Here is a 12,229-nt window from a genome sequence, read left to right on the forward strand (position 1 = left end):
GCGTATTCTGCTCGCCCGGACAGCCCCGCTACTTCTCGTCGAAGGCGCGCAGCAGTTCCTCGGCCGCCAGGGCCGGGGTCAGCGAGCCGTCGCGGATCTGCTTTTCCACCTGCGCGCGAATCGCTTTCACGCCGGGACTGTCGGCCAGCCGGCGCAGCAACTGGTCGTGCACCATCGTCCAGGTCCAGTCGACCTGCTGGCGGCGGCGCTTCTCGGCGAACTCCCCCGCCTCGGTGAGAACACGCCGGTGTTCGAGGACCGTATCCCAGAAGGTGTCCAGACCGGTACCGTTCAGCCCGCTCATGGTGAGAACCGGTGGGCGCCAGAGGGAATCGCGCGGATGGATCAGCCGCATCGCGCCCTGCAGCTCGCGTGCGGCCGCCCGCGCCTCCACTTCGTGGCGGCCGTCGGCCTTGTTGACCGCGACCAGGTCGGCCAGCTCCAGCACACCCTTCTTGATGCCCTGCAACTGATCTCCGGTACGGGCCAGGGTGAGGAAGCAGAACGCGTCGACCATATTGGCGACGGTCACCTCCGACTGGCCGACGCCCACCGTCTCGACCAGGATCACGTCGTAACCGGCGGCCTCGAGCAGCACGATGGTTTCCCGGGTCGCCTTGGCGACACCACCCAGTGTGCCCGCGGTCGGCGACGGGCGGATGAACGCGTCGCGTTCCACCGACAGCCGTGCCATGCGGGTCTTGTCGCCGAGAATCGAGCCACCGGTACGAGTCGAGGACGGATCCACCGCCAGCACCGCGACCCGATGCCCCTGGCCGATCAGATACATCCCGAGCGCGTCGATGAACGTCGACTTGCCCACGCCCGGAACGCCGGTGATACCGACCCGATTGGACTCGGCGGCGCCGCCTTCGGCCGTCAGCTCGAGCAGCAGCCGCTGCGCCGCCTCGCGGTGATCGGCACGGGTCGATTCGACCAGCGTGATCGCGCGGGCGAGCGCGGCGCGCTGATTGTCGCGGATCGCCGCTGCCAGCTCCGCCACATCGATGGTCCGGCGTCGCCCGCCGCCCTGCGACCGCGGTCCGTCCACGCGCAGCGCCGGGGGCAGGCCGCGGGCCGTGGACAGGGCCTGGCTTCCGGGCAACTCCGCCTTCGCGGGCAACTCCGCCCCGGCGGGCGCATCGCCCGCCGGGGTCCGGTCGACGTCGCTCATTCCGCCTCGGCTTGTCCGCCGATCTCGTGGCCGAGTTCGGCCGCCAGTTTTTGCAGCAGGCCGATCGCGGCGTCGGCGATCACGGTGCCCGGCGGGAAGATCGCCGCGGCGCCGGCGGCATACAGCTCGTCGAAGTCACCGGGCGGAATCACCCCGCCGACGATGACCATGATGTCGGGGCGACCGACATCGGCCAGTGCCTGCCGCAGGGCGGGCACCAGCGTGAGGTGACCGGCCGCCAGCGAGGAGACACCGACGATGTGCACGTCGTTGTCGGCCGCCTGCTGGGCCACCTCTTCCGGGGTCTGGAACAGCGGGCCCACATCGACGTCCATGCCCAGGTCGGCGAAGGCGGTCGCGATCACCTTCTGGCCCCGGTCGTGGCCGTCCTGGCCCATCTTGGCGACGAGGATGCGCGGCCGGCGGCCCTCGGCCTCGGCGAATTCCTCGACCAGCTCGATGGCCCTGCTGATATTGGTCACCTTGCCGGCCTCCTCTCGGTAGACGCCCGACAGTGTGCGGATCTCGGCCTGATGGCGACCGTACACCTTCTCCAGCGCGTCGGAGATCTCGCCGACGGTGGCCTTGGCGCGCGCGGCATCGATGGCCAGGGCGAGCAGGTTGTTGGCCATCCCCCCTTCGGAAGACGCTGCGGCCCTGGCCAATTCGGCCAGCGTCCGCTCGACCTCGGCGTTGTCGCGCTCGGCGCGCAGGCGGCGCAGCTTCTCGTTCTGCTCGGCGCGCACGCGCGAGTTCTCGACCTTGAGGACCTCGATCTCCTGGTCCTCGGTCACCTGGTACTTGTTGACACCGATCACCGGCTGCGCGCCGGTGTCGATGCGCGCCTGGGTGCGGGCCGCGGCCTCCTCGATGCGCAGCTTCGGGATGCCCTCCGAAATCGCCTGCGCCATACCGCCGTGCGCCTCGACCTCAGCGATGTGGGCCCGCGCCCGCTCGGCGAGCTGGTGGGTCAGCCACTCCACGTAGTAGGAGCCGCCCCACGGGTCGATCGGGCGCGTGGTGCCCGACTCCTGCTGCAGCAGCAATTGGGTGTTGCGGGCGATGCGGGCGGAGAAGTCGGTGGGCAGCGCCAGCGCCTCGTCGAGAGCGTTGGTGTGCAGCGACTGGGTGTGGCCCTGGGTCGCGGCCATCGCCTCGACGCAGGTGCGCGCCACGTTGTTGAACACGTCCTGCGCGGTCAGCGACCAGCCCGAGGTCTGCGAGTGAGTGCGCAGTGACAGCGACTTCTGGCTCTTGGGTTCGAACTTCGACACCAGCTCGCTCCACAGCAGCCGGCCCGCGCGCAGCTTCGCGACCTCCATGAAGAAGTTCATGCCGATGGCCCAGAAGAACGACAGCCGCGGCGCGAACTGGTCGATCTCCATGCCCGCGTCCAGGCCGGCACGGATGTATTCGACGCCGTCGGCCAGGGTGTAGGCCAGCTCCAGATCGGCCGTGGCTCCGGCTTCCTGGATGTGGTAGCCGGAGATGGAGATCGAGTTGAACTTCGGCATCTTCGCGGAGGTGTAGGCGAAGATGTCGGAGATGATCCGCATCGAGGGCTTGGGCGGATAAATGTAGGTGTTGCGGACCATGAACTCCTTCAGAATGTCGTTCTGAATGGTTCCGGCCAGCTGTTCGGGCTTGACGCCCTGTTCCTCGGCGGCGACGACGTACAGCGCCAGGATCGGCAGCACCGCGCCGTTCATGGTCATCGACACCGACACCTGATCCAGCGGAATCTGATCGAACAGTTCCCGCATGTCCAGGATCGAGTCGATGGCGACGCCGGCCATACCGACGTCACCGGTGACGCGCGGGTGATCGGAGTCGTAGCCGCGATGGGTGGCCAGGTCGAAGGCGACCGACAGACCCTTCTGGCCCGCGGCCAGGTTGCGGCGGTAGAAGGCGTTGGAATCGGCGGCGGTGGAGAAACCCGCGTACTGGCGGATGGTCCACGGCTGATTCACGTACATGGTCGGGTACGGGCCGCGCACGAACGGCGCCACACCGGGCACGCTGTCGAGCGGATAGCCTTCGGCCACAACGGCATCGCGGTCGGCCTTGGTGTACACCGGCGCGACGTCGATACCTTCGGGGGTGGCCCAGACCAGTTGTTCGGGCGCGTAGCCGTTGGCGGCGGCCGATTCGGCGACGAACGCCTCGACGTCGCCGCCACCGGTCCGCCCGACCGCCGGTTCGCCCAGCGGCACCTCGGCGAAGCTGCCGATCACGTGGTTCACATCTCGAGTAGTCATTACGCTCCCAGCTTCTCCAGCAGGCCGGACAGGGTCGCCACCGCGTCCATGCGGGCCGTGAGGAATCCGTCCGGCCGCTGTGTGCCGCTCACCTCGGCCACCGCCTTCTCCGGTCCGGCCAGCAGTACCGTCGTCACGCCGGCGTCGCGCAGCTGCTGCACGGCGGGCGCGGCCTCGGTGCCGTAACGGGCGTCGCTGCCGCACAGCACCGCCATCGTCGCTCCGGAATCCGTTGCGGCCGAGCCGATCGCGGAGGTCTCCAGCGCTCCCGGGTTCACCGTTTCGATGCCGCCGGAGGCCAGCACGTTCGCGGCGAAGGTCACGCGCACGTTGTGTTCGGCAACCGGGCCCAGCGGTACCAGCAGCGCACGCGGCCGGCGGCCGTGGGCGGCCAGGTAGGCGTCGGAACGGTTGCGCAGCGTCTCGAAGGCCGCGCCGTAGCGGGCTACCCCGTTCGTGTGGCGCGCGGCCTCGGACAGCGGTTCCTCGGCGAGGTTCGGGAATTCGTTGACGCCGGTGACCGCGGTGCGGCGGTGGGCGATATCGGATTCGCGGCGGGTCCGGGTATCGGCGATACGCTCGGCCAGCACGCCGGACTCCAACGCGGCGCGGTATCCGCCGGCGCGTTCGAGCTCCTGCATGAACGACCACGCCGCACCGGCCACATCCGCGGTGAGGCTCTCCACGTGCCAGGAACCCGCGCCCGGGTCCTGCACATGTCCGAGATGCGACTCCTCGAGCAGCAGCAGTTGCGTGTTGCGTGCCATGCGCTCCGAGAACGCTTGCGACACACCGAGTTCCCCGGGCGGCAGGGCAGCGTCGAACGGCAGCACGGTGACCAGGTCCGCGCCGCCCACACCGGCGCCGAACGCGGCCAGGGTGGTGCGCAGCATGTTCACCCACGGATCGCGCCGGCTCAGCATCGCTTCCGAGGTGACCGCGTGCTGCGGCGCGTTGCCGAAGTCGGGCGCTCCCGACTCGTGGGCGACGCGGGCCCACAGCCGCCGGGCGGCCCGGAATTTGGCGATCGTCTCGAACTGGTCGTCGGTCGCCGCCAGCCGGAAACTCACCTGATCCAGCGCATCGGCGACATCGAGGCCGGCGTCGGTGAGCGCGCGCAGGTAGTCCAGGCCCGCGGCGACGGCCGCGCCGATCTCCTGGGCGTCGGACGCGCCGGCGTTGTGGAAGACCGTGCCGTCCACCGTGATCGCGCGGACGGTCTCGGTGCGGCCGGTGGCGGTGCGCGCCAGCTCGACCGCGGCGTCGAGGTCGATGTCGGTCACTCCGGCGAAGCGGCTGGTCAGCGGCGCCGCGCCGAGGAAGATGTGGATGTCGGAGCGGTCGGCCACCTCGTAGCCGTCGAGCAGGCTCAGCACCTGCGCGGCGGCGGCCGGGGTGTCCGCGCCCGCCCGCAGGCTCAGGGGAGCCAACTCGAACAGCAGGCCGCGCAGCGTGTCCGCCAGCCCGGCCACCGGGATGCCGTTCTCGCCGACCCCGAGCCAGACGGAGCTGACGCCGTTCTCCAAAGCGGCGAGAATCTCCTCGTTGACGACGGCCGGATCCGTTCCGCCGAAGCGGGCGCTGACATGCCAGCCCCGGTGCACGTCCCGGGTGGCCTCGTTCCCGCGCACGAACGGGAACTGTCCCGGCAGCGGCTGTTCGGGCAGTTCGTCGCGACGGGTGTACAGCGGCGCGACGGTCACTCCGTCGTAATTGGTGACCTCGAGCAGGCGCTCCGGCTCGTCACCGAGTTCGGACGCCTCGACCTTGCGGGACTTGGCCAGCACTCCGGCCACACCCTTGCGCCATGCGGCGTATCCGGGCACGGTGTCCGCACCCGGATCTGAACCAATCGGCATCGCTGCTGTACCTCTTCCACTCGACTCCGATACTTCACTCGTACCGGATACCTACGCTGGGACCCAACACTTCGCAGCGCCTTCGCAACCGCCTGTGTGACCCCTTCACAGTGCGACGGGCGTGCGATATCGGCAGGTCGACGACCAGTTCGGTTAACGATCATTCATCAACCTTCATTCGATGCTAGCCCGGTGTTCGCATACTCTTCGCACAGCCTCGCCATACCGACCGGTAACCTGTCGCGGTGCCGAGGACGACGAATGTGGCCTTGCGACTCCTGCGCAACAGACGGGTCGTGATGCTCGCGATCCTCGCGGCCGCGCTGGTCGCGGTCGCCGTACTGGCACCGCATCCGGCCCCGCAGCAGATCCGGGAATGGGCCGATTCGGTCGGCCCGATGTTCCCGCTGCTGTTCTTTCTCGTCCACGCGCTCGTGACGGTGGCGCCGTTTCCACGCACGGTCTTCACGCTCAGCGCCGGGCTGTTGTTCGGGCCGATTCTCGGCATCGCCCTCGCGGTGGCCGCGACGACGGTCAGCGCGGTGCTGGCGTTGCTGCTCGTGCGAGCCCTGGATCGGGAGCAGGTCGCCGCGCGGCTGAACCATCCAGCGGTACAGGCGGTGGATCGGCGGCTGGCCCGGCGCGGCTGGCTCGCGGTCGGATCGCTGCGGCTGATCGCACCGGTGCCGTTCTCGGTGATCAACTACTGCGCCGGATTGTCCTCGGTGCGGATGATGCCGTATCTGCTGGCCACCTTCGTGGGCATCATCCCCGGCACCATCGGCGTCGTCGTCCTCGGGGACGCGCTGACCGGCCGCACGAATCCGGGCCTGCTGGTGCTCTCGGGCGTCTGCATCACCATCGGCGTGATCGGTCTGATCGTCGACGCTCGCTGGGGCGCCGACCAGTTCGCGGCACTGCCCACCGACGCGGCCGAGGAACCGGCACCGCACTGACACGAAGACCGCGTGATAGGACGGGCCGAAAGTGATCGGCTCGCGCTGCGCACAATCATTGCCCCGCGTCCCTGGCGGGACCAGAGTGCCTGTATCACTTTCGGTCCCGGCAGGAGGATGTATGGCCGCCACCGATGAACCGCGTTCGGGCGCACGCGCTGTCGATCGTGCGATCGCGGTGCTCAATTGCTTCGACGGCGACGACCCCGAGTTGTCGGTCAGCGAACTGGCACAGCAGACCGGCCTGCCCGTCAGCACGACCCACCGGCTGCTGCAGGCGCTCGTCCGCGGGCGGCTGCTGGAACAGGACCGCGCCAACGACCGCTACCGCATCGGGCACGGGCTCGCGTCGCTGGCGCGGCCCGCGCTGACCCGGCTCGGCCTCGATTCGGCGGCGCCGCATCTCTACGCGCTGGCTGCCAACATTCGCATCTCGGTCACTCTCAGCGTGCCCGACTCGCGCGACGCGCTGACCGTCTTCCAGGCGCGGCCGCCGGTCTCGTTCTGCCCCAACCAGATACCGCGGCCACGGCGCCCGCTGCGGTCCAGCGCGGCCGGGCACGCCCTGCTGGCGTTCTCCCCCGTCGACCGTCTGATCGAGTCCTACGCCACCCGGAACGAATCGGATACGCCGGCGGCGGCCGATCTCGACCGAGTGCGCCGCGCCGGATTCGCCGTCGAGGTCATCGACAGCGACGATCCGATCCGGTCGGTCGCGGTACCGATCGTCGGACCCGGCCGGCAGGTACGCGGCGCGCTCTGTGTGCAGGCTCGGTCGGCACGCCTCGACACCGAACTGATGCGCTCGATCCTGCCCCCGATGCGTCATATCGCGAACCGCATCGGCCCACTGTTGCACGCCGAACCCGACACCGCCGCGTAAGCCCATGGCGCGGCCCGCATTTCGGCCGCGGAATTATCCTCACGCTGATTTCCACACTGTGAAACCACCGTTGCTCACCAGCACGGACGACCGCACCATGTGATCAACGCAGGTGACGGCGATCCGCATCGCCGGTCCGAGCACTCTCCGAAGAGGCACCCGATGAACGTCTCCCGACCACTGACGCGCCGGCGCACGGTCGATCTCATGCGCGTCCCGCACGGGATCTGTCGCGCCTGAACGGGCGCCATCGCCGTCGCCGAAAGCCCCTGCCAGGCACTTCGTTTCGCCGATCTACCGGTCACCGCACGCGGATGTGCGCGTGGCCGCAGACGCATTCAGTGAAAGAACCGATCATGTTGTCGTTCAGACGACCCCGGGTCGTGCGCGCGTTCGCCGCCGTCCTCGCCCTGCCCGTACTCGCCGCGCTCGCCGCCGGCTGCTCGAGTTCGGGCGCCGGCACCACCTCCGACGGGAAGACCATCCTTCGTTACCAGGGTCAGGCCGGCACCGTCACGCCCTACGAGCTCGCCGCCGACCTCGGCTACTTCTCCAAGGTCGAGCTGAAGTGGGAAGGCGACACCACCAGTGGTCCGGCCAATATCCAGGCCGCCACCACCAAGCAGATCGAATTCGGCAGCGCGTTCAACGGCGCGGTCGTCAAGCTCATCGCCGGCGGGGCACCGGTGACCTCGGTGCTCAGTTCCTACGGCGCCGACGGGCAGAGCTTCACCGGCTACTACGTCCGTGACGATTCGGGTATCACGACCGCCCGGGATCTGATCGGGAAGAAGGTCGGCGTCAACACTCTCGGCGCCCATCACGAATTCATCACCCGGCAGTGGCTGCACGATCAAGGGCTCACCGACGACGAGATCAAACAGGTGCAACTCGTCGTGCTGCCGCCGGTCAACACCGAGGACGCGCTGCGCAAGGGGCAGATCGACGCGGCGGCACTGGGCGGCCCGCTACAGGACATCGCGCTGGCGCACGGGGGCATCCACGCGCTCTACACCGACAAGGGACTGTTCGGCGAATTCGACTACGGCACATACGTCTTCCGCAACGACTACATCGCCGGCCATCAGGACGCGGTGGCCGATTTCGTGCAGGGCACGGCCCGCGCGACGCGGTGGCTGCAGATCACGCCGCACGATCAGGCGGTGGCCCGCCTGGCCGACATCATCCACAAGCGCGGCCGCAACGAGAACACCAAGCTGCTCGACTCCTACAAATCGTCCGGAATTCCGGTGCCCGGCGCGGTGATCCAGGAGCGAGAACTGCAGATCTGGATCGACTGGCTGGTCCGCAACGGTGAACTGCCGGCCGGGAAATTCGCGGCCAAGGATCTCTACACCAACAAGTTCAACCCCTACGCCAACGGTACCTACCCCGCCGAGAGCGGGCCGACCGGAGAGGTGGTGGCCGCCAAATGAGCGACACGGCAATCAAACTCGCGCTCGACGCGGTGCGGAAGGAATTTCCCGCGCGGGGCGCCGGAACCCCCTTCACGGCCCTGGAGAACATCACCGTGGACGTGCGCGACGGTGAATTCCTCGTGCTGGTCGGCCCCAGCGGCTCGGGTAAGTCGACCCTGCTGGATCTGCTGGGCGGGCTGACCCGGCCGACTCACGGGACGATCCTGCTCGACGGCCGGCCGGTCACCGGCCCCGGGCTCGATCGGGGCATCGTCTTCCAGCAGTACGCGCTGCTGCCGTGGCGCACCGCGCGCGGCAATATCGAGTTCGGCTTGGAGGCCAAGCGCATTCGCCGGCGCGAGCGCCGCCGGATCGCGGACGACTATCTGGCATTGGTCGGCCTCACCGGCTTCGGCGACCGGTACCCGCACGAATTGTCCGGCGGCATGAAGCAGCGCGTAGCCATCGCGCGCAGCCTCGCCTTCGATCCCGAGGTGCTGCTGATGGACGAGCCGTTCGCCGCGCTCGACGCGCAGACCCGCGAATCGCTGCAGGACGAGCTGCTGCGCATCTGGCGCACCACCGGCAAGACCATCCTGTTCATCACCCACGACATCAACGAAGCCGTCTATCTGGGGCAACGGGTGGCCGTGCTCACCTCCAGGCCGGGACGGGTCAAGGCGGTGGTCGATATCGACCTCGACCGCGACACCGACCCGGACGCCGACATCCGCTCCAGCGAACACTTCAGCGAAGTCCGTCACCGGATCTGGTCGCTGCTGCACGACGAGGTGGCCCGCGCGCAGGGTCTCGAGCAGGCCGACCTCGCGGCCACCGACAGGAGGTAACACCATGTCCACCACACTGCCCGTCACCGCCGAAGCCGTCCGGGTGCCGAAGAAGCCCTCCCCCTCGGCCGCGAGTGCGGCCGAGGCCCCCGCTGGCTCCACCTCCGGCTCGGGGCGGCAGCTGGCCGCCCTGGCCGGTCGCTGGGGCTGGCGGCTGTTCAAGCCCGTCCTGGTCATCGGCCTGTTCCTGGCCTTCTGGGAGCTCGCGCCCCGCTTCGGCCTGGTCGATCAGATCTTCCTGCCGCCGTTCTCCACCGTGGTGCAGCGCGGGGACGAACTGATCCGCAACGGCCAGCTCTGGGACAACACCTCGGCCAGCCTGGGCCGGTCCCTGGTCGGGTTCGCGATCGCGGTGGCGTGCGCCGTTCCGGCCGGCGTCGCCATCGCGTGGTACAAGCCGGTGGCCGACTTCGTGAACCCGCTGCTGGAGCTGTTCCGCAATACCGCGGCGCTGGCGCTGCTGCCGGTGTTCATCCTGATCCTCGGGATCGGCGAGACCTCCAAGGTCGCGATCGTGGTGTACGCGGGCTTCTTCCCGATTCTGCTCAACACCATCAGCGGTGTCCGGTCGGTGGATCCGTTGCTGATCAAATCGGCTGTATCCCTGGGCTTCTCGCCGATACGACTGTTTCAGAAGGTGATTCTGCCCGCCGCGGTGCCGACCATCTTCACCGGCATCCGGATGGCGGCCTCGGCCTCCATCCTGGTCCTGATCGCCACCGAAATGGCCGGTGCGCGAGCGGGTCTCGGCTATCTCATCACCGCCGCACAGCAGAATTTCCAGATCCCCGACATGTACGTCGGCATCGTCGCCATCGCGATCGTCGGCCTGGTCTACAACGCCGTACTCGTCGCGATCGAACGTCGCCTCACCCGCTGGCGCCCGCAATCCGATCGCTGAAGCACAACACCGAAGGGACGACGACGCTCGATGTCGCCATCACCGAAAACCTTTCATCTCAACGCCTTTCTGATGGGCGTCGGCCACCACGAAGCCGCCTGGCGCCATCCGCGCACGGAGGCACGGCGCGTACTGGACGTGAAGCATTTCCAGGAATTGGGCCGCATCGCCGAGCGCGGCAAACTGGATTCGGTCTTCTTCGCCGACGGTCTGGCGGTGGGTCCGCGCATTCAGCGCAATACGCTCGCGGTGTTCGAACCGGTGACACTGCTGTCGGCCATCGCCGCTGCGACCGAACATATCGGTCTCATCGCGACGGCCTCGACCACCTATAACGAACCGTTCAATCTGGCCCGGAAATTCGCCTCGCTCGACCACATCAGCGGCGGCCGGGCCGGATGGAACATCGTCACCTCCGGCACGGCCGACGAGGCCTACAATTTCGGCTACGACGCCATTCCCGACCATGCCCGCCGATATGAGCGCGCCACCGAATTCGTCGATGTCGCGTTGCAGTTGTGGGACAGCTGGGAGTCCTCGGCCATCGTGCTCGACCCCGAGGCCGGGGTCTTCGCCGACCCGGACAAGGTCCACACCATCGACTACGACAGCGACCGGTTCCGGGTGCGCGGTCCGCTGAACTCCCCGCGCGGTCCGCAGGGCCGGCCACTGCTGGTACAGGCCGGATCTTCCGAGAGCGGAAAGGAATTCGCCGCCCGCTACGCCGAGGCGGTGTTCACCGCACAGCGCAGCCTCGGGGACGGGCAGCGCTTCTATCGCGACCTGAAATCACGGCTGCCGAAGTACGGCCGCGGCGCCGACGAGCTGAAGGTGCTACCCGGCCTGGTGCCCTACATCGCCGATACGCCCGCCGAGGCGGTGGCGCTGGAGCAGGAGTTCACCGATCTCATCTCCCCCGACTACGCGGTGCGCCAGCTGTCCACGCAGCTGGGCATCGATCTGACCGGCCATCCGCTCGACGCGCCGTTGCCGCCGCTGCCGGTGGAGAGCGAGATCGAAGGCAACAAGTCCCGGTTCACGCTGGTCAAGGAGTTGGCCACGCAAGAGCAGCTGACCGTGCGGCAGCTGATCGGCAAACTCGGCGGCGGGCGCGGGCATCGCAGCTTCGCCGGCACACCGGAGCAGATCGCCGACGAACTGCAGACCTGGTTCGAGGCCGGCGCGGCGGACGGATTCAACATCATGCCGCCGTACCTGCCCGGCGGACTCACCGACTTCGTCGACCGGGTGGTGCCGATCCTGCAGGAACGCGGCCTGTTCCGCACCGAGTACACCGCCGATACCTTGCGCGGGCACTACGGACTCGCGCCGGTGGAGAGCCGTTTCACGACGGGAGCCGCGATCAGCGCCTGACCGGCGGATACAACGCGACAGGCCCCTTCCGGGTAGATCCGGGAGGGGCCTGTCTGCACGCTGTGTATGCGGACGAACCGCGGGCGGAGGCGAACCTTACAGGTTGGCGCCACACACCGGCCAGGCGCCGGGGCCCTGGCTGGCGAGCACGTTCTCCGCGACGCGGATCTGCTCGGCGCGGCTGGCGTTGGCCGGATTGCCACTGCCGCCGTTGGCGTTCCAGGTGCTCTGGGTGAACTGCAGGCCGCCGTAGAAACCGTTTCCGGTGTCGGCGCCCCAGTTGCCGCTGGCCTCGCACTGTGCCACGGCATCCCAGTCGTGTCCGCCGTCGGCAGACGCGGTAGCGGTCAGGCCGAAGGGGACGGCGACGATGGCGCCGGCGACGGCGGCGAAGCCGAGTGCGCGAGTGCTGAACTTACGGTTACGAGACATGTGGTTTTTCCTGCCTGCGCCCAGCCGGCCCGATGGTGACGATCTCGGGTCCCTGCCCCCAGGGATGTTGGGGTCGAACTCGAACCGCGGGACAGGGTTGCCGGTGTTCAGCGATTCGAGCGTCAG

Annotated in this window: 10 protein-coding genes; 6 read left to right on the top strand and 4 right to left on the bottom strand. The window is 68.5% G+C overall.

Annotation, left to right across the window (positions count from 1 at the left end; all coding sequences use genetic code 11):
* Positions 1-28: 28 nt before the first annotated feature.
* From meaB to NA3_RS16720, 3 genes are read right to left on the bottom strand one after another with little or no spacing between them, the layout of a single operon-like run.
* Entirely contained in the window at positions 29-1,174 is a 1,146-nt protein-coding gene (meaB, locus tag NA3_RS16710) for a methylmalonyl Co-A mutase-associated GTPase MeaB (RefSeq protein ID WP_084491605.1), read from the bottom strand.
* On the bottom strand, positions 1,171-3,432 hold the full coding sequence (scpA, locus tag NA3_RS16715; protein ID WP_062964512.1) for a methylmalonyl-CoA mutase: 2,262 nt from the start codon (positions 3,430-3,432) through the stop codon (positions 1,171-1,173). The genes meaB and scpA overlap by 4 nt, the downstream gene beginning before the upstream one ends.
* Complete coding sequence (locus tag NA3_RS16720) at positions 3,432-5,291, bottom strand: methylmalonyl-CoA mutase family protein (RefSeq protein WP_062964513.1); 1,860 nt, start codon at positions 5,289-5,291, stop codon at positions 3,432-3,434. Before NA3_RS16720 ends, scpA begins: the two co-directional genes overlap by 1 nt.
* Before the next feature lie 299 nt (positions 5,292-5,590).
* Between NA3_RS16720 and NA3_RS16725 the strand changes: the two genes are divergently transcribed.
* The 6 genes from NA3_RS16725 to NA3_RS16750 all read left to right on the top strand — a co-directional run bounded on the left by NA3_RS16725 (position 5,591) and on the right by NA3_RS16750 (position 11,671).
* Positions 5,591-6,247, top strand: coding sequence for a TVP38/TMEM64 family protein (locus NA3_RS16725; protein WP_062964649.1), 657 nt, complete (start codon positions 5,591-5,593; stop codon positions 6,245-6,247).
* 121 nt (positions 6,248-6,368) lie between these two features.
* Entirely contained in the window at positions 6,369-7,130 is a 762-nt protein-coding gene (locus NA3_RS16730; protein WP_062964514.1) for an IclR family transcriptional regulator, read from the top strand.
* A gap of 356 nt (positions 7,131-7,486) precedes the next feature.
* Complete coding sequence (locus NA3_RS16735) at positions 7,487-8,566, top strand: ABC transporter substrate-binding protein (RefSeq protein ID WP_128145282.1); 1,080 nt, start codon at positions 7,487-7,489, stop codon at positions 8,564-8,566.
* The gene (locus tag NA3_RS16740; RefSeq protein WP_062964516.1) at positions 8,563-9,396 is read left to right on the top strand and encodes an ABC transporter ATP-binding protein; all 834 of its coding nucleotides are present in this window, start codon (positions 8,563-8,565) and stop codon (positions 9,394-9,396) included. The genes NA3_RS16735 and NA3_RS16740 overlap by 4 nt, the downstream gene beginning before the upstream one ends.
* Positions 9,397-9,400: 4 nt before the next feature.
* Positions 9,401-10,297 (top strand): ABC transporter permease, encoded by an 897-nt coding sequence (locus NA3_RS16745; RefSeq protein WP_062964517.1) that lies wholly within the window; start codon positions 9,401-9,403, stop codon positions 10,295-10,297.
* A gap of 30 nt (positions 10,298-10,327) precedes the next feature.
* Positions 10,328-11,671 carry an LLM class flavin-dependent oxidoreductase gene (locus NA3_RS16750; RefSeq protein WP_062964518.1) on the top strand — a complete coding sequence of 448 codons (1,344 nt, stop codon included), beginning with the start codon at positions 10,328-10,330 and terminating at the stop codon, positions 11,669-11,671.
* Between the two features lie 96 nt (positions 11,672-11,767).
* Here NA3_RS16750 and NA3_RS16755 read toward each other — a convergent pair whose 3' ends face one another.
* Positions 11,768-12,103, bottom strand: a complete 336-nt coding sequence (locus NA3_RS16755; protein ID WP_030514506.1) for a transglycosylase family protein — start codon at positions 12,101-12,103, stop codon at positions 11,768-11,770.
* Positions 12,104-12,229 lie beyond the last annotated feature (126 nt).

The organism is Nocardia africana NBRC 100379 (assembly GCF_001612635.1).
In the GTDB taxonomy this organism is placed as follows: domain Bacteria; phylum Actinomycetota; class Actinomycetes; order Mycobacteriales; family Mycobacteriaceae; genus Nocardia; species Nocardia africana.

Coding starts and splice junctions, on each gene's coding strand:
- NA3_RS16735 (WP_128145282.1), top strand. CDS start 7,487: ATGTTGTCGTTCAGACGACCCCGGGTCGTGCGCGCGTTCGCCGCCGTC.
- scpA (WP_062964512.1), bottom strand. CDS start 3,432: ATGACTACTCGAGATGTGAACCACGTGATCGGCAGCTTCGCCGAGGTG.
- meaB (WP_084491605.1), bottom strand. CDS start 1,174: ATGAGCGACGTCGACCGGACCCCGGCGGGCGATGCGCCCGCCGGGGCG.
- NA3_RS16725 (WP_062964649.1), top strand. CDS start 5,591: ATGCTCGCGATCCTCGCGGCCGCGCTGGTCGCGGTCGCCGTACTGGCA.
- NA3_RS16720 (WP_062964513.1), bottom strand. CDS start 5,291: ATGCCGATTGGTTCAGATCCGGGTGCGGACACCGTGCCCGGATACGCC.
- NA3_RS16745 (WP_062964517.1), top strand. CDS start 9,401: ATGTCCACCACACTGCCCGTCACCGCCGAAGCCGTCCGGGTGCCGAAG.
- NA3_RS16750 (WP_062964518.1), top strand. CDS start 10,328: ATGTCGCCATCACCGAAAACCTTTCATCTCAACGCCTTTCTGATGGGC.
- NA3_RS16740 (WP_062964516.1), top strand. CDS start 8,563: ATGAGCGACACGGCAATCAAACTCGCGCTCGACGCGGTGCGGAAGGAA.
- NA3_RS16755 (WP_030514506.1), bottom strand. CDS start 12,103: ATGTCTCGTAACCGTAAGTTCAGCACTCGCGCACTCGGCTTCGCCGCC.
- NA3_RS16730 (WP_062964514.1), top strand. CDS start 6,369: ATGGCCGCCACCGATGAACCGCGTTCGGGCGCACGCGCTGTCGATCGT.